The organism is Blautia coccoides, from assembly GCF_034355335.1.
Taxonomy (GTDB): domain Bacteria; phylum Bacillota; class Clostridia; order Lachnospirales; family Lachnospiraceae; genus Blautia; species Blautia producta.
In genome coordinates this window covers 3,176,494-3,194,694 of sequence record NZ_CP136422.1, presented here as the reverse complement: position 1 = coordinate 3,194,694, position 18,201 = coordinate 3,176,494, and the positions used below count along the sequence as shown (strand labels likewise).

At 46.7% G+C, this 18,201-nt stretch carries 14 protein-coding genes; 2 read left to right on the top strand and 12 right to left on the bottom strand.

Annotation, left to right across the window (positions count from 1 at the left end):
* Positions 1-150 precede the first annotated feature (150 nt).
* From BLCOC_RS14215 to BLCOC_RS14165, 11 genes are all read right to left on the bottom strand, one after another.
* Positions 151-2,619: an ABC transporter permease gene (locus BLCOC_RS14215; RefSeq protein WP_115622532.1), complete on the bottom strand. Its 2,469-nt coding sequence runs from the start codon at positions 2,617-2,619 to the stop codon at positions 151-153.
* A complete protein-coding gene (locus tag BLCOC_RS14210; protein WP_029469054.1) occupies positions 2,616-3,290 on the bottom strand; it encodes an ABC transporter ATP-binding protein in 675 nt (224 codons plus the stop codon). The genes BLCOC_RS14215 and BLCOC_RS14210 overlap by 4 nt, the downstream gene beginning before the upstream one ends.
* A gap of 215 nt (positions 3,291-3,505) precedes the next feature.
* Complete coding sequence (locus BLCOC_RS14205) at positions 3,506-4,666, bottom strand: sensor histidine kinase (protein ID WP_115622531.1); 1,161 nt, start codon at positions 4,664-4,666, stop codon at positions 3,506-3,508.
* Positions 4,639-5,316, bottom strand: coding sequence for a response regulator transcription factor (locus tag BLCOC_RS14200; protein WP_115622530.1), 678 nt, complete (start codon positions 5,314-5,316; stop codon positions 4,639-4,641). Before BLCOC_RS14200 ends, BLCOC_RS14205 begins: the two co-directional genes overlap by 28 nt.
* Positions 5,317-5,447: 131 nt before the next feature.
* Positions 5,448-6,293 (bottom strand): AraC family transcriptional regulator, encoded by an 846-nt coding sequence (locus BLCOC_RS14195; RefSeq protein ID WP_018593910.1) that lies wholly within the window; start codon positions 6,291-6,293, stop codon positions 5,448-5,450.
* Between the two features lie 136 nt (positions 6,294-6,429).
* Complete coding sequence (locus BLCOC_RS14190) at positions 6,430-7,614, bottom strand: ABC transporter permease (RefSeq protein ID WP_115622529.1); 1,185 nt, start codon at positions 7,612-7,614, stop codon at positions 6,430-6,432.
* Positions 7,611-9,245, bottom strand: a complete 1,635-nt coding sequence (locus BLCOC_RS14185) for a biotin/lipoyl-binding protein (RefSeq protein ID WP_165907293.1) — start codon at positions 9,243-9,245, stop codon at positions 7,611-7,613. Before BLCOC_RS14185 ends, BLCOC_RS14190 begins: the two co-directional genes overlap by 4 nt.
* Positions 9,246-9,259: 14 nt before the next feature.
* Positions 9,260-10,099, bottom strand: coding sequence for a carbohydrate ABC transporter permease (locus BLCOC_RS14180; RefSeq protein WP_115622527.1), 840 nt, complete (start codon positions 10,097-10,099; stop codon positions 9,260-9,262).
* Positions 10,100-10,104: 5 nt separating this feature from the next.
* Complete coding sequence (locus BLCOC_RS14175) at positions 10,105-10,950, bottom strand: carbohydrate ABC transporter permease (protein ID WP_115622526.1); 846 nt, start codon at positions 10,948-10,950, stop codon at positions 10,105-10,107.
* Between the two features lie 7 nt (positions 10,951-10,957).
* A complete protein-coding gene (locus BLCOC_RS14170; protein ID WP_115622525.1) occupies positions 10,958-12,343 on the bottom strand; it encodes an ABC transporter substrate-binding protein in 1,386 nt (461 codons plus the stop codon).
* A complete protein-coding gene (locus BLCOC_RS14165) occupies positions 12,340-13,308 on the bottom strand; it encodes a hypothetical protein (RefSeq protein WP_131918392.1) in 969 nt (322 codons plus the stop codon). Before BLCOC_RS14165 ends, BLCOC_RS14170 begins: the two co-directional genes overlap by 4 nt.
* Before the next feature lie 229 nt (positions 13,309-13,537).
* Between BLCOC_RS14165 and BLCOC_RS14160 the strand changes: the two genes are divergently transcribed.
* Both BLCOC_RS14160 and BLCOC_RS14155 read left to right on the top strand, forming a co-directional pair.
* A complete protein-coding gene (locus tag BLCOC_RS14160) occupies positions 13,538-14,209 on the top strand; it encodes a response regulator transcription factor (protein ID WP_018593914.1) in 672 nt (223 codons plus the stop codon).
* A complete protein-coding gene (locus BLCOC_RS14155) occupies positions 14,210-15,493 on the top strand; it encodes a sensor histidine kinase (protein ID WP_115622523.1) in 1,284 nt (427 codons plus the stop codon).
* Positions 15,494-15,641: 148 nt separating this feature from the next.
* Here the strand turns inward: BLCOC_RS14155 and BLCOC_RS14150 are convergent, their stop codons facing one another.
* Positions 15,642-18,194 carry a peptidoglycan DD-metalloendopeptidase family protein gene (locus tag BLCOC_RS14150; RefSeq protein ID WP_018593916.1) on the bottom strand — a complete coding sequence of 851 codons (2,553 nt, stop codon included), beginning with the start codon at positions 18,192-18,194 and terminating at the stop codon, positions 15,642-15,644.
* Positions 18,195-18,201 lie beyond the last annotated feature (7 nt).

Sequence of the window (18,201 nt, the reverse complement as noted above, 5' to 3'; positions counted from 1 at the left end):
AACGGTTAAAAAGTTCAAGCGCATGCCCAATGCAAAAAGCTCCCTTCTACATAATATGGTGTAGATGAGAGCTTTTGTATGATAAAAAGTTCTGTATGCACTATATTTATTATAACATATCTGTCAAGTCCTGCACTCTACGCCGTATGACTATTCTGAAAAACGGATACGCTCAATCATACTCTGTTTTCTGAAATTCTTCATGATAAGGTATGTCAAAAGGATTTGTATAGTCAATATAACGGCAATCAGCACAGCCGTCTGTACCGTGGGATAATGATAGCCCAGGATGCCGAACATCCGGCGGCTTTTGGCATATAGAAAGGTGACATAGCCCAATAAGCTGCCAATCCCAAGGGAGAAGAATAGAGTTCCGGCAGTGTAAAAAATCCCCTCTAGCTGCAACATGCGTACTAGCTGCTTTTCGGAAAGACCGATAGCCTGCATGATGCCCAGCTCTCTTCTTCTCACATAAATGCTGTTGACCATGGTGTTAATTAAGTTCATAATACCCACTCCGCCCAGAACGATCATAAATATATAGCAGAGCTGGGCCATGAAGCTGGTATTCTTTTTATTATACGCAACTTCTTCCTCATAGCTTTTCATTTCCAACAGGTCATTTTCTTCCAGGAGTGTCTGGAGCTGCTGCTCTGCGCTGTGCAGCTCTTTATGATCGACTTCCACAGACCAGTAGTAATCCATATCAAGCTCTGTCAATTGACGGATGACAGAATTGGGAAGTGCCAGAAATGTATAATGGCTCAGACCATATGGCATATCCGCAACGGCTGCGATTTCAAATTCTTTTTCCTCCAGACGGTTCCCTGATTGGATAACCACCCGGAGAGTGTCGCCGATTTCAACATCCGGCATAAAATACTGCATATTTTGGTCAATGAGAATCTTATCCCCCTGCTGCAGATCTTCATAAGTACAGGAACCTTGTATGATAGATTTCTCCATCCTGCCTGCATATTCCTCTGGAATTCCGATGATACTTGCCTTCCACGTCTCGTCTCCGTCCATGTGGTCCGGAAGCTCCACCTCCATAAGACTTGTCCTTGTAACCTTTTCCACACCCGGGATATCCAATACCTGTTTTTCAAAATCCTCATTCAGAGGATTGTCTTTGCACAGAACAGACCATTCCAGTTCAGGATGCATTTTGTCTCCGCTGCTGCTGTCCACGGATATTTGAAAATCGTCAAATATGGTGTCCCTGGCGATTTCTTCCGGTTCTGCGCAGGACAACAGGGTGGAAATCACCATAAACAGGATTCCTGTCAGGCTCAGTGTCACGATGGTCATTACCGTACGCTTTTTGTTTCTTGAAAGATTGGCCCCGGTCAGACGGAAGAGATTCATTTCCGAATGGCCTTTTCTCTGTTTTTTCTTTGATTTCATACTGCCGTCATATCGCATGGCCTCCACCGGGGAAATTTTAGCGGCAATCCGCATGGGACGCAGCAGGGCAAAAACTACGGTAAGCAGTGCCACCGCTGCTGCCATTACATACATCCAGGGTTTCAGAAGACTGACCTCATGATTTTTGATCATTTCCATAATAACAGGGGTTATGGGGTTATCAGCACCATATGCTGATGTCAGAAAACGGTATCCTATGCTGGCTGCAATGCTCCCCGCGATCAGGCCTGCAGGGATTGCCATAAGAGCAACCAGAATCCCCTCCCGAAAGACGATCTGGCGGATCTGCCGTTTGGTGGCTCCCAGGGCTTTGATCTTGCCAAATTCCTGTACTTTATATACCATAGTTATATAGTAAAGGCTGTATATGGTCATGATACCTGCAAGTACAACAACGAGCAGAATGCCTGCGATCCCTGTGTATAGGGCGGGATCAATGTAGTTGGCTGCAAGGTAAGTCTGGTTATCCACTACATTTGTCTCAGAAATCCCTGCTTCCTTGGCTATCCTATTGTATGTCTCTTCGATTTGTACCGTATTCATGGAATCCGCATTGGCAATACGCAGCAAGACCCTGTATCTGCGCATAGTTTCAGGCTGTTCCTGTTCCATAAAGTCTTTGGAAACTATTGCGGAATAGACTTTTGAATCCTCACTGCCGGCAGTTGTGGGGAGCAGGCCGGTGATGACAAAATCTTGCTTTTTCTCATATCCGATTCCATCCGGCTCAACAGGCTGATAGGAAAGTTCAATCGTGTCACCGATGCTGCCTGTGATCCCCAGAGCTTTTAAAAGATTATCCGATACGACAATCTCGTTTCTTTTTTGGGGGAAGGTGCCTTCATCCAGCTCCATTTTATTGAGCTTCAGGGCTGTTTCATCCATATACACCATCCATCCCGTTCCGTCCTGGACTGGAATCTGGGCCGGGTCCTGGCGGAGACCGATGGATTCCACCTCTGCCCGGTGGGAAAGCTCCTCCGCTGTGGCGGCGCTGACATCACGATACATGACATGAAAGGTAGGATATATCTTGTTGGCGGCAGCCATCTCCAGATCCACGGCCCCAAGGCCGATGACAGGAATGACAAAAACCAGGATCGTTGTCAGGAAAATGGCGATGCCTGCCATAATGTTTCTTCCTTTATTCTGCCGCAGGTTGGAGAGCGCGGTTCTGTTTATTGTATTCATTGGCTCACCACCTTACCATCCTCAATGACAAGGATCCTGTCAGCCATCTGGGCAATGGTCTCATCATGAGTGATCATGATCAGTGTCTGACCGTATTCATTTACACAGGCTTTCAGAAGAGAAATGACTTCCAGCTCTGTCTTGGAATCCAAATTGCCGGTGGGTTCATCTGCCAGTATGATGGCAGGTTTGGATGCCAGGGCACGGGCAATGGCAACTCTCTGCTGCTGTCCTCCTGAGAGGGTGTTGGGAAGAGATTTCAGTTTGTCAGCTATTCCGATGCGCTCTGTCAGGTCCCTGACAAATTTCCGGTCCACTTTCTTTTTGTCTAACCCCATGGGAAGCACAATATTTTCCCAGACATTGAGGGAGGGGATCAGATTATAGTTCTGAAAGATAAAACCAATCTTTCTTCTTCGGAAGACCGCCAGTTCCTCATCTTTTAAGTCAAATACGTTCTTTCCCTCTATCCATACACTGCCTTTATCCGGGCGGTCCAGGGCACCGAGCATATGGAGCAGCGTACTCTTCCCCGAACCGGAACGGCCCACAATGGCAGTGAATTCTCCTCTCTGTATGGTCATGGTGGTATGGTCTATAGCCTTTACTAAATTCTCCCCGCTGCCGTAATATTTACATAAGTCTTTTGTTTCCAGTAGCATTGCATTCATAGGGGTTCTCCTTATCTTATCTGTCATTTTGAAGAGCTGTTCAGCAGGCCGGCAAAAATTCCATTGCAAAAGATGTACTGAACAGTTCCTGTTTCACTCTTATATTACACGTGTATCCTTACAAAAGCATTTCAAACAGGATAACAGTTTTGTAAGAAACCGAAAGGGTGACAGGAATGCAGAAGGCTGCCCCAAAGGACAGCCTGTGTTTGCCTCTAATTTTGCTGTATGCCGTATCCGGTTTTGGGATATACGATCTGAAACAGACATCCCCTTCTGCCGCTTTTTACACATATGCTTCCACCCTGCTCTTCCAGTATTTTTCTGGTGAGATACAGTCCTACGCCTGAGCCGTCAGTTTCCTGGACAGCGGAGGATTTACCCCTGTAAAAGCGTTTGAAGATTTGGTTCCTCTCCTCTTTTGGAATCCCCATGCCCTGGTCTTCTATCTCAATGAGAAAATAGCTGACCATAGGTTCCACCCGGATCTCTACAGCAGACTGAGGGGAGGAGTATTTTACTGCATTGTCGAGTATATTCACCAGTGCCTCCTGGGTCCAGCGGGGATCCTGCATGACTTCCTCATCCTGGAATTCATTTACGGAGAGTGTTATATTTTTCTGAAACGCTTTCATATAAACACTGTTGACAGCACTTTGAAGCGTTTTTTTTAAGCTGGCTTTTACAGGTTCCAGAAGGATCATGTTTGTCTCCAGCCGGGATAACTGGATCAGGGATTTTGTCAGATTTTCCAGCTTGATCACTTCATTTTTTCCCTGCATGAGAAAGGACTGCTGTTCTTCTTTTGTAAAACTGCTGGTGTCTGCAATCTCATAACACATTTTGAGGGAGGCAAGGGGGGTCTTTAACTGGTGGGAAATATCTGTGACCAGTGTTTTTGTCTCCGCCGTTTCCCGTTCTATCCGGGATTGCAGAAGGCGGTTCTCCTGCGTAAGCTGCGCCGCCTGGTCCTCAAGCCGGAAGATCCTAAACTCTGCCTGGCTTTGAAGCTTTTTCTGATATAAGATCAGAAAGGACAGAAGAAGAGCGAAAAATAAGGCACTCAGCAGCAAAACAGGCAGAAAGGAGGCAATAGAGGGCGAAGCGGCTGCATATCTGCCCGAGTAACCATATTCAGCTTTGGCTGCCCGGCCGGCAGCCAGTGCCTCACTAATGTCAAACTCTGATCTTCCCTCTACAGCACTGACATACTCCCCTTTTGTTTCAGGTTTTGCTAGGATCAGTCTTCCCAGAAGCATGTCGTTTTCCATGTGTACGGTATTGATCCACTGAAAAGCGGTGTATAGTGTACCAAACAAAAGGAGTGCCAGTAGACCTATAAAAACAGCTATTCTTTTGTTACGTCCTTTGTCCATATGTATCCCATTCCTCTCACGTTTTGTACAGCGTCCCACTCCAGTTTAGCTTTGAGGCGGCTGATATTGACGGGTACGGTATTGTCATCTACGAACTGACCGTCAATATCCCATACAGCCTCCGCAATCTGCTCCTTTGAAAAAATCTGCTGTGGATTTTCCAGAAAAAAGATCAAAAGCTGCAGCTCTTTTTTACTGAGGGATAGAGGCTCCTCATTTTTCCACACCTTCATTTCATGGAGGAACACACGGATATCACCGCATTTCAGAACAGAGGGCTTTGACGTTTCCACTCTTTTCATGAGCGCGTGTACTTTTGATACGAGTATCATCAGGCTGAAGGGCTTTGTAATGTAATCATCTGCCCCTATGTCATAGCCGGCTACAATGTCAGTCTCCTGGTCAAGAGCTGTCAGGAAAATAATATAGACACTGCTTTTTTCTCTTATCCTGCGGCAGAAGTCCATGCCGCTGCCTTCCCTCAGATTAATGTCACTGATGATCAGGTGGACTTCATTTTTTTCAAACAGCTCCTCAGCTTCAAAGGCTGTAAATGCAGACAGGACATGATACCCTTCTTTTTCCAGACGCATGGATATTCCCCGGTTCAGATTTTCGTCATCTTCCAATAATAATATAGTCTTTTTCAATGGGGGTCTCCTTTTCTTTTGATAGCTTGATTATAGTGTATCTATTATAAAATTGTCAAATCACATACTGCTGCCAAAAGAGAGAAGCCGCGGCACATTCTGAAATGCACTGCGGCTTCTTCTTAAATATTCTATTTCACAATAGGGATCCATACCTCATACTGGGCATTTTGGGGATCCGGGTTTAGGTAGACTTCGATATCCGGCTTGTCTGCGTATTCATATCCGGATGTGGGAAGCCATTCTGTGACGATCCGCTGTTCCAGCTCCTGAATGGATAAATTGGTGCCGGAACCGGAGAAAATTGCCCAGGTGGAAGCAGGAACCTCATATTCCTCCAAATCCTCTGTGGCAGGCAGACTGCTGGAAACGGCAATAAAATATTTCCATTCTTCCCTGTCGTTGCAGGCACTGACGCCTAAAAGTCCCATGGGCTGCCGGTCCATCATGGCAGCCAGCTTCGGTATGGTACCGTCGGCTGCCGCCTTGCCCCACATCTGTGGAACAATCTCAAAGTTCTTCTCCACTTCCTTGTGCATGGGCTGTGAAATACCCACAATACGGAAGGCTTCTTTTTCCTCAATTCTGTAATTCATCTCTTCGACTCCTTTTATCATGATCTTGAAACTGATAGGAGGATAAGATTTTATGGAAGTACCTGCTTTCTTTGCTGCGGAAGGTGTGATCTTGTGTACACTTTGAAAGGCACGGTTGAATGCGGTAGGTGAAGTATAGCCGTATTTCAAGGCAATATCCACTATTTTTGCATCACTGCGCTGCAGGTCCGCAGCCGCCAGGGACATGCGTCTGCGGCGGATATATTCCGAAAGCGGAATTCCTGCCATATAGGTAAACATTCTTTGAAAGTGATAGGTGGAACAGCAGGCTATTTTTGCTGTCTGTTCTAGATCAATATCCTCTCTGATATGTTCTTCCAGATAGTTGATGGCTTTATTGAGACGTTCTATCCAATCCATTTTTATCGGCTCCTTTTATTCTTTGATTTTAGCGTATTTTCATTTGGAATTCCTCTCTTTTCGTGCACCAAAAAGAGAGGTGATTTCAGTATAATGGAAAACTCGGTTTAGAACAATAGGAGCTGCCATGAAAATACTATGGATGTTTCTTCCAAAACGGGACATCATCCAACTGCGTATCCAGATATTTAAGCAGCAGACAGAATGGAAAAAACAGCCAGAGGATCCGTTCCTGTACAAGAAGGCTGCTGTCCGGTCCGTGCAGAATACAAAAAGAAAAGGAAAGCAGCAGAAAAAAAACGGTCATGACCAGGAGGGAGGAAAGCTTTTTGATCCTGAGACTGCGCAGAAAAAGAAAGCCCGGCAAAACAGAACAAAGGCTGAAAAATACTGAGGTTAAAGAAGATGTAAACTGATCATATTCCATCTTACTTTTTTCTATTTTAAAAAGCAGGGCCGCTTCGCCGGCTTTCTGCCTTGCCGACTCTGACCAGAAATCAAAATCAGACCATTTGGAAGGAAGCATATCTCCTGTGACCCTGATGTTTATATCTAAAACCCATATACATGCAGCGGCGCTTAATAATCCTGCGGCAAGGAAGAATATGACAGTGTATTTACGGCTGCGCACCTTTATCTTTCTGAATATGCCAATCAGAAGAAAAAGCAGAAAAAACGAGGCAGTAACACGAATCAGAGCGTCTGAAAAAGCTTTATACAGGTACAATGGGATCAAGTTTCCCTGTATCCCTGTACTGCCCGAGAAACGACGGATGGTTTCCTGCTGGTTTTCCTTTTCGGGAATTTTGAGAGATACACGATCGATCACAGTTCCTGTATCCTTTTCTGCCGGTATAAGGGCAATGCCTCTGTGGCCGTAGAGAATTCCCAGGATTTTATATTTTCTGCCCTCTATCAGAAGGGTCTCCCCGCATATTTCAGAACTTCCAAAGAGATCCACAGACAATTTTTCATCGATCAGACAGCCCCCGGTATCTGTATTTTCGAGAGTACGGGTGCCGGGCAGGACCAGACCGGAGCTGCCGGCTGTTGTGATGAGGCTGGCATTTGTTTTCCTGTTCAGACTGGGTGCCGCAACCAATATATTTTCGGACTCTCCCCAGAGGGTAAAATGCAAATCCGTATCCCGGCTGCCTCGAATCAGGGACAGGGCCTGGTATCCGTCCATTTGGTCACCACTCTGTATGACACAGGTATTTTTATCCGTATGGGTTTCCCCGCAAGAAAGAGCCTGGGCAAGACATATGAAGCATATGACTCCAAAAAGGAGCTGCATCACATGCCCCGCTGTCCGCCTCATTCTTCCTTCAGGCGTATGCGGTCGCCTGCTTTTACAGTCTTTTGGGAGGTGAGAATGATCTGGCTGCTTCCGTTTAAAGCATCGTCTTTTAAGGCTGCCATAGTATTATTTTTTTCAAGAACCGTCACATCGGTGCGGACGGCTGTGAGTTCCTTTCCCAGTATAGTTTCCGTCTCCTGGACTGTGAGAACTAAATATTGCTTATCTTCCATACGGAGCGCCTCCAGGGGAACCACACAGGAATAGGTCACAGACTGCTTTTTGATCTCAAGTGATGCGTGTTCATCTATGTCAAATTCTCTGTTTTTGATATCTACTGCAATATCAGTCAAATCAGGGTCGTCTTTGTTTTCGTTTATGGAATTTATGGTAAGCTCTTCTGATACTTTTTTTCCGTCAGCGGATTTTAACTTGACGGTTACATCCTCTGCGATCATTTCAGCCTGTTCCTTAGGAATAGAGGCCGTATATCTGGAACCGGAAGATAGATCCGCCAGGGTGACAGAACTGCTCTCTGCTGTCGCGCTGCCGGCTTCCACTTGGACCTTTCGGACAATCCCTTCTGCGGGGGAAAGTATCTGCCCATTGTTTTTTTGAAGTGCAGTATATTTATCCAGTTCTATCTGCAGAGCTTCTATTTCCATCTCTGTGGTTTTCGGTGTACTGTCCGGTGCTGTTCGTTTCCGGGTATCCTCGATTTTTCTCTGCGCGCCCGTCAGTCCTTCCTCTCTCTGCCTCAGAGCGTCCTCATAGGCGTTTTGAGCCTGCATACAAGCATCTGCAAGTATCTGGCGCTGTGTCTCTGAAAATTGGTCTTCCAGGGCTTCTCTCGCCGCCTGCCAGGACTCCAGGGCCTGATCTGCTGACAAAGAGGCTTCTTTGGCTGACTGCATCGCTTTTTGGGACTCCTCTGTATCCTTTTCCAGCTCCGCCAGAATATCCTGTGGTTTATTATCTGTCTTGGCCTGCTCTAAAAGTTCTTTTTTCAGTTCCAGATCCGCCTCAGCCTGCTCCAAAAGAAGAAGCCTTTCTTCGCTGGTCTTTTGCAGTTCTTCTCCCACAGAATCAGGACTGCTCTCCTGAGCGTCTGCCTTTTGAATGTCGAATTGTTCTAAACGGCTCTGGGCTTCTGCAAGGGCTTCAGAGGCATTCTGCACCTGTGCGTCCAGGCTTTCTTCTGTTCTTTGGAAATCCTCGTCGGCCCTGCTCTGTTCCAGGCTTTTATTCTGCTGCTCCAGCCTGCTTTTTTCTCTGCTGTCACTTAATCCAAGCTTTAACTTTTCGATTTCCTGGTTCTTTAACAGGATTTTTTCTTCCAGATCTTCCATATCCAGTTCAAATAGTATGTCTTGTTCGGAAACGCGGTCCCCCTCACTGACAAGAACCTTTTTTACACGGATGCCGGGAACGGTGTTGACTGCCTGCTGCTGCTTTTCCTTCACGATCCCTGATGCGGTAATCTCATACTCCAGGGCAGCCTTTTGCGGCACAATACATACGACGGTTGGGGTTATTATGTTTGCTGCGGCCCGTGACAGAATTGTGAGAAAAGCCATAACTGCCAGAAATACGGCAAGAGCCTGACCGGCTTTTTTCTGAATATCGGGTAATTGTTTTTTATTATGGATCATAATGTACATCCTCTCTATTCTTTGACCGCTGCTGCCACGATCCCCTGTTCCAGATAATCCTGTCCGCACAGGAAAACAAAAAGAGCGGGAAGCAGAGTTATAACAGAGGCGGCAAAGGAGATTCCGGCCCTTTCCGGACTGATTTTTGGTAAGTACAGAGAAAGCGGCCAGAGATTTTTACTTTTAAAAAAGGTCAGCGGCTGTTCTATCAGATTCCAGGATTCCAGAAATCCCAGTACGACCGCTGATACAATGCCTGAGGAACCAAGGGGGATACCTATATGCCAAAAGATGGCCAACTCACCGGCTCCGTCTATTTTTGCCGCATCCGTGATCGCCTGGGGAATTCCGCAGAAAAAACGGTACATGATAAAAACGGGAAAGGTGGAGAAAGCACACGGAAGAATAACTGCCCGGAGTGTGTCTGTGAGCTGCATTTTGGACAGTACCAGATAGCTGGAAAGCATAGTCACCTGGAACGGCATCATCATGAGCAGTATGTATAAGGTAAATAGCAGCTTTTTTAAGGGAAACTCATATTTTGCAAATCCCCAGGCAGCGGGAACTCCAACTAGTAACTGTCCGGCCAGAATACCGGCGGAAAGTGCTGTGGAGTTCCAGAACATATGGAAAAACTCCGGGGTGTCCAAGAGAAGTTCTACATAATGCCTGAGGGTAGGGGTAAGGGGAAGAAGGCTCCATGACACGATGCCTTCCCCAAGTCCGTGTACTGCACCCAAATGATATTTTAATTCACCGGTTCCCATGAGGGAGCCGATAAAAAGGAAGAAAACCGGGTAACAGACAGCCGCTCCCAGGAGAAGCAGCAGAAATCCTGTTATTTTTTTGCTCATTTTATTCACTCCTCAAGGTCCCAGGAACGTTTCAGCATGGATATAAGTCCGAAGATAACAAAAACCATCAATACAGCCGCTGCTGCCAGCTTATCAAAATCCATTTCCCGGAACCAGTTATTGAACAGATGCTGCAGAAGATACATACTCTCGTCCGGATAATCCCCTGCGGCCAGGTATCCCTCCCGAAACACCTTAAAAGAGTTAAGAAGGGACAGGACCGTGATGGTATAGAGTACCGGCTTTAAACCGGGAAGTGTGATCTTCCGGAAACAAGCCCACTCCCCTGCACCGTCAATTCTGGCGGCCTCATACAGATGATAGGGAATACCGGACAGCCCCGCTGTCCAAAGTACAATATTATACCCCAGGTTCTTCCATATATAGCTGAACACCAATACCCAGAAGGCATATCCGGTATTCATCCAGTCTGCTGCCGCATGGCCTGTATGAACGGCCAGGAGGCTGAGAAATCCGTCTGCGTGAAAGGTCACTCTCCAAAGCAGGACAACAGAAGCCACCGGAACAGCCATGGGAAGCAGGAATGCTGATTTTAAAAGGCTTCTTAACCTTTTCTGCCGCTGCAGAAAAACACTGATGAAAAGTGACACGCAGATGAGAATAGGAATACAGATGCCGGTGAAGCGCAAGGTATTCCTTGCTGCCAGCCGGAAAGCCGGGGTTTGGAACAAAACACGGTAATTGTCCAAACCCACCCATGACCTTGTGACTGCATTCTGGAAGGAACGAAGTGTTACATCCAGAAAAGGGATGAGGACAAAGACAGAGACTCCGGCAAGGCTTGGTAGTAGAAATAAAATTCCTGTCAGGGCATGTTTTTTTCGCTCCATAGATAAATCACTCCGCCAGGTAGAGATTCACTTTTTTCAGAATGGCATCCACCGTATCGGAAACGGAAGTCTCTTGGGAAAGACATTTTAGCCCTTCTGTCATAACAGTCCTGTTTATGATATCATCTGTGACAGCCGGGGTTGTCAGGGTTCCGATCATATCCTGCAGGGCGTCATAATCCTCTTTGGCGGGCGGAATGATCTCTAAATCGAACCCGCTCCCATCCACATCGCTTTCCATGTGGGTCATTCCCACCGGGAAATTAGAGGGAAGTTCCTGTCTGCCGGCAAAGGCTGTGCGGTTTACCGGCCAGGAAGATATGGAAGAACTGTGCTGCCCCTCTGTTAAAAGATAACTTACGAATTCTCCGGCTGTTTCCTCATTGTCGGTTTTTGAACTGATTCCCACAGGTGACAATGGGATAAATACATGTTCAGATTGACCCGGTGTGCTTTTATATCCCCCGCCTCCAAGATATTTTGCCATGGAAAGGATATGTGACAGGCCTTCCGCACTCATAAGGTTGCTGATGGTCATATAGGAGTTTGTATACCCCATCTCTAAGGTGTTGAGATGTGCGCTTGTCATAAAGGGAGACAACTCCAGCGGCTGTGATTCTGTGTCAGAGTATTCCATATTGTCCGGGGCATTTTGTGCAGCGGCAATTCTTTTCGCATTTTCAAAGAAATCGGTCAGTGCTTTTTTGTCCAGAGTTCCCTCCTCTGTCACCCAGGATGGGGAGGAGGAAGAAATCAGCGTCAGCAAAAGGGTGGAATTGGTCATGCTGCCAAGTATATGGCTGTTTTCAGGGCTGTTTTCCCTGTCCTTTTCCGCTGCCAATGCCAGTTCCTCCAGACTGTTGATCTCTTCCAGGGCGGACTGCCTGCCTATGAGAACCGGTATGGAAAAACTAGTTGGCACTGCAAGGAGTGAGCCGTCTGTTTTATAGGCATTGACGATATTGCCAAAGAGTCCCTCCGCCTTGTCGGCTTCTTCCACCAGATCCCCAATATCCATGAGAAGGCCTTTTTCTATATAAGAAGAGATGGGCAGGCCGTCCAGTATTAAGACATCCGGTCCCTCACCGGCCATAATATTCGTATTCAAAGTTTTCAGTGCATCGGATCTTGTTACGGCATCTTCGCCTGTCATACCCGTTTCGTATTCCACCATCACATCAGAGTGCTGACTCTGAAATTCTGTAATAAGCTTACGGATATTCAGGTTATCATAGAGAGAATACACAGTGATCGTATGCTCCGGCCGAAGTGAAGCCTCAGGGTCAAAGCTGTAACAAAACAGGCGCTCCTGCTCATTTATATGATACGGAATAAAAATAGTTCCATCTGTCAACACAGTGGCTTTGTTCGCAAAGAAGGTATTACTGTTCATCTGCCCATAGAGCCGTTGAAAATCTTCTCCACTGCGGTTCCGTCTGTCATATAGCGGTAAATACCGGACTGGCTGATAAAATACAGGGATTTTCCATCGGCACCTGACAGCACAGAAGAATTCAGAAATTCATCCTGGAGAAAATTATTGAGGGCCTCCTGCTCTTTTGCAGATTCCTGGGTCTGCAGATCATATGAGACAGCCTTTATATTTTCATATTTGATAGAACCGTCATCCGTAACACGGATATCACTGCTGAATTCAAAGAGTCTGTCACCGGCGCAGGCGTACATGGCCATACCCTGAACATCCTGCCCCTCGGCTGTTTCCTGGCCGTAGGTGTGCTTCAGGGAAAGGGATACACCGTCCAGCAGATAGATATTATTTTCATCCTGGCACAGAATATCGCCAGAATCTGTAAATACGGCATATCTCACTGAATTTACCATACCGGATCCCTCTGTGTCCTTTGGTGGGAGCTCAGGATTGACAGCGCGGATACTTCCGTCTGCCTCAACCATTTTATATTCTCCTCCTGCGGCATAAAAAAGCGTTCCTTTGCCCGATATGGCAATAAACTCGATACCCTCTTCGGAAATCAGATCATCTGTCAATTCCTGTGGGATTCCAGCCCAGGGCTTCCAGCTTCCTCCTTTGTCAGAGGAGTCAAAGATTCCTGTTCTGGCAGCAATTCTCAATGTTCCGTCATCCAGCCCCTTCATGGCCAAAAGAATCTCACTTGATATACGTGAGTCGGCGTTGTCGCTGCCCTGGTTAGCCGGCTTTAAAATATCCGTGTCGTTAAAGTTTATTTCCTGTTCTGTGTAGCGGCCTTTTGCTGTGCTTTTACTGCCTGTATCCTTCTCTTTATTTACCTGCTCTTTTCCACATGAGATAAGAGTAAGTATGAGGCTCATAATGAGTACAGCTAAAAACCCCTGTTTCCATCTCTTCTTTCTGTTCATTTTCATCTATCCTTTCTCTCAATACTCCCTGTAAGACCGGTCTTTTTACAAAAATCAGTATAACACGGCAAACCTCTATGTTACATCTATTCAATCTCTAATTTACCTCTAATTCTCAGAAAACGGTTTTTTACAGTGATGCAAAATGGTATACTTAGCATAGTTTCAGCATTACCAGCGTTCACTGCAGCGCGAAAACTGGCTGGATACGAAAGGGGAAATATGAGCTATGAGGATTCTGATCATAGAGGATGATACACAACTCTGCCGGACACTTGCCTATCGGCTGAAAAAAGAGGGAATCTGTGCGGACTGCTGCCATGACGGCAGAGACGGCCTGGCAATTGCAAGAGAAAACGCACACGATCTGATCTTGCTGGACCGTATGCTTCCGTCCCTGTCCGGGACAGAGGTCTTAAGCCAGCTTCGGAAAGAGGGTTACAGCACACCGGTGATCCTGGTCACTGCCCTGGGGGAAGTTATGGAGCGGGTACAGGGTCTAGACTGCGGTGCAGACGACTATCTGGTAAAACCGATCGCTTTCGAGGAACTGATGGCGAGAATACGCAGTATTGGCCGCAGGCCAAGAAAAATAGACCCTGGACAGGAACTGCAATACGGTGATTTATTCTTTAATGTCCAGTCAAAGGAACTCTCCTGTAAAGAGGCAGCCTGCAGACTGTCACGGACAGAAGGAGATCTGATGGAAGTCTTCTTAAAAAATCCGGGGCAGGTACTGGCAAGGAAGAGCATTGTCACTAAAGTATGGGGGATTGATACGGAAATTGAGGACGGCAATCTGGATAACTTTATCCATTTTTTGAGAAGGCGGCTGAAATCTGTGGGAAGTGCACTGTCTATCCGCACCATACGCGGTGTAGGCTACAGCCTGGAGGAATAAATGTATAGAAAGCTTCGAGTAAAAATGACTCTGTTCTGTACTGCGGTAACCGGAATCATCCTCTTGTTCATGACACTGGCCGGACTTTTGGCATTTAAAAACCTTCTGGACACCAATGACAGGACTTCTTATGAAAAAGATGTGGACTCTGTGCTGGCTTATCTGGAAAATGAAGAGGTTATCGACTATGAAAAAATCTCAGCAGCAGCCAATCCGCGTTTTTATACCATCAATTTATATGAAAACAAAATATGCTATTCCTACGATCCGGAAAAAGAAAAACAGGAGCTCATGGAAGAGATCTGCCGGAAAGCTAAGGAGATCTATGGGTTTGATGTCAGTGCTCTGTCTGCGGCAAAAGGGATTTCAAAGCTGTTGGAATTTTCTATGAAATATAAGGGCACGGATCATCTGGTGACCTTTGCTGCAGTCCCGCATCAATTTGGGACTTTTTGTACGGTTATCTCTTATTCCAGGGAGACACTGAAGCGGCAGTTTTTGTATCTTTATGTGGTATTTGCAGTAATTGACGGGGCGGCTCTGCTGCTGCTGTTTTTGTTTTCCTGGGTGTACACGGGTAAAATGCTGTATCCTATAGAGAAGAACCGTGCACAGCAGATGCAGTTTGTAGCTGCGGCTTCCCATGAACTCCGCTCCCCCCTGGCTGTACTTTTATCCGGCGCCGATGCGCTTGCGGTGGCGGATGAGGAGGACAGGCCTGGATTTCAGGAGATGATACAGGCAGAGGGACAGCGCATGTCACGGCTGATCCAGGATATGCTCACCCTTGCCGGCGCAGATAACCAGTCCTGGTCCGTGCACTATGAAAAGATTTCACTGGACACCATGATTTCTGAGGTATATGAGAAATATCATATATTGGCGGAGAAGAAAGGCCTGCACCTGCAGATCAATCTTCCGCCATGCGAAGAGGAATCAGAAGTTTTCTGTGATGGACAGCGGCTGGAACAGGTGTTGGGAATCCTTCTTGACAATGCTGTCAGTTACACACCGGAAGGCGGAACTATTTTTCTGGGTTACGCAAGGGAAGGAAGCAAATGGAAACTTTGGGTAGGCGACACCGGTCCCGGAATTCCGGACCCCTGGAAAGAGCGGGTTTTTGAACGATTTTTCAGAGGTGATGCGTCCAGAAAAGAGAAAAAGCATTTCGGGCTGGGGCTTAGCATTGCAGGGGAGATTGTACGGCTCCATAAAGGGAAAATCTGGGTGGAGGACAGGGATGGAGGCGGAACAGTCTTCTATTTTACAATTCCGGGCTGTTGAGGGGATGTGTGATATAAAAATCATGCGGTTAATTTATATGGGGATTGTGATAAAGAACGTAGTTGACTATAATTATCTTATGTAAACTACAACTCCGTTAAAAAACACATCGAAGAGAATTAAAATCTTCGATGTGTTTTTTATGTCATCACATACCATCCGGTCTGCGGATATAATCCCACGGATTTTTGTAAACGCCGTTTACACTGACGCCAAAATGCAGATGATATCCCGTGGCGGCACCTGTCATACCCACATAGCCAATCACCTGACTTGCCTTGACAGTCTGTCCTTTTTTGACAACCGGGTTTGAAATCATATGCATATAGATTGTGTGAAGGCCGTTGCCGTGGTCAATCTCCACGTAATTTCCCTCTCCGCCCCAGCCGTAACCTGCATTGACTACAGTACCTCCGGCAGCGGCAAGAACCCTGGAATTGGCCGGTGCAGCAAGATCCACACCCTTGTGGTTGGTGGACCCAATTCCCCCCGGACTGTCACGGTTTCCAAATTCACTGGATACATATGTTATACTCGGACACGGAAAGCACCACTGGCCGTTTGTATTTGCCACTTCTGTGCGGACACCGTTGGAATCCAGGTAATAGCCATCCATGTAGGTGTTAACAGCCATGGCGCCGTTTGATTTGAAATAGTAATAATTATCACCGATCTTCTGCCATCCTGTCTGCATGACACCATTTTTGTTCAGATAATATTTACTGCCTCCCACGGTGATGGAACCGGTCTGCATAACGCCGCTGCTATTAAAATAATACCATTTTCCACTGATTTGCTGCCACCCGGTCAGTGTGACCCCGCTGCTGTTGAGATAATATTTCTTTTCTTTAATGGTCAGCCAGCCGGAGGACATAGCTCCGTTTGAGGGATTAAAGTAATAAGAACAGCCGCCGATCTTCTGCCATCCGGTCAGCATGGCTCCGCTGCCGTTGAGATAATACCAGGTGTTTCCAATTCCAAGCCATCCGGTCTGCATAGCACCGCTGCCGTTGGAGTAATACCAGGTTTTGCCTACCTGGTACCAGCCTGTACGCATTGCGCCATTGGACGGATTGAGATAATACCAGGTACTTCCCAATTTCAGCCAACCGGTCTGCATAGCACCACTGCCGTTGAGGTAATACCAGGTGCCGTTTAAATTCAGCCATCCGGTCTGCATGACACCGCTGCCATTGGAGTAATACCAGGTTTTGCCCACCTTATACCAGCCTGTCTGCATGGCACCACCGGAGGGATTCAGATAATACCAGGTGCCTCCCAGATTCAGCCATCCCGTTGCCATGGAGCCGTTGCCATTGAGATAATACCAGGTACCATTTAAATTCAGCCAACCGGTCTGCATAGCACCGCTGCCATTGGAGTAATACCAGGTTTTGCCCACCTTATACCAGCCTGTCTGCATGGCACCGCCAGAGGGATTCAGATAATACCAGGTGCCTCCCAGATTCAGCCATCCCGCTGCCATGGAACCATTGCCATTGAGATAATACCAGGTACCGTTTAAATTCAGCCAACCGGTCTGCATGGCACCGCTGCCATTGGAATAATACCAGGTTTTGCCCACCTTATACCAGCCTGTTTTCATGACGCCGTCAGACGGATTGAGATAATACCAGGTGCCATTCAGATTGAGCCATCCGACAGCCGCAGCGCCATTTCCCTGCAGGTAATACCAATGTTTATTGATATACCGCCATCCTCCCGCTTCCATGGCTCCGCTGCCGTTGAGATAATACAAACCGCCGCCGATCTTCTGCCATCCTGTGAGCATAACCCCGTTCTTATTGAGGTAATACCAGGTGCCGTTTAAATTCAGCCAGTTGTTTGTATGCAGAGAACCGTTGGGATATATGTAGTACCAATGCTTGTCATACTGTGTCCAGCCATTGCCGGACAGCATGGCACCATTGGATTTTAAGAGATATTTTTTGCCGTCTGTACTTAAAAGACCTGTTTTCATCTTTCCGTCAGAGGCGAGATAATACCAGGTACCATTTAAATTCAGCCAGCCTTTGTTGTAAAGGGTTTGATTTTTATTTACATAGTAGTAAGTCTTGTCACTTTTCAGCCAGCCGGCTTTTGTATATAAACTTCCGTCCTCTGATATATAGTAAAGTTTATCGGAAAGCTTCAGTATGGTCTTCTGATACATAAGGCCATCTTCCTGAAAGTAATATTTCTTTCCTTCTATGGTCTTCCAGCCGGTGGTTTTCAGTCCCTGCTCATCCAGATAATAGGTACCTTCCTCCAATGTCAGCCATCCCGTGGCCAGGGTACCGTCTTCTTTGTAATAATGTGTACCGTCTTCCTCCTCTACCCATCCTGTTTTTATAGGAATGGACTGATTGCTCTCATCTGCAGGCTGGTCAGATACCGTTCCGTCAGAGGGAGCATTTGGATCCTCTGCACTGTTATCTTCTGTGTCATCTGCTTTTTCATCCGGATTCCCGGCTCCAGGAGAACTTGGATCGGAGTTGGAATCCTGGGGCTGATTTTCATTTGCTGCTGCATTTTGCTCCGTATCGGATTCGGAAATATTTTGTGAGGTTTCATTTTTTTTGGCCTCAGAACTTAATGCACTGCCTTCCTGGGCTGCGTTTATATTCTGCTGGCTCACCATCAAAGAAGCACTCAGAATGGCTCCGCAAACTGCTGTTTTGACTAATCTCTTATTCCTCATATTCTCC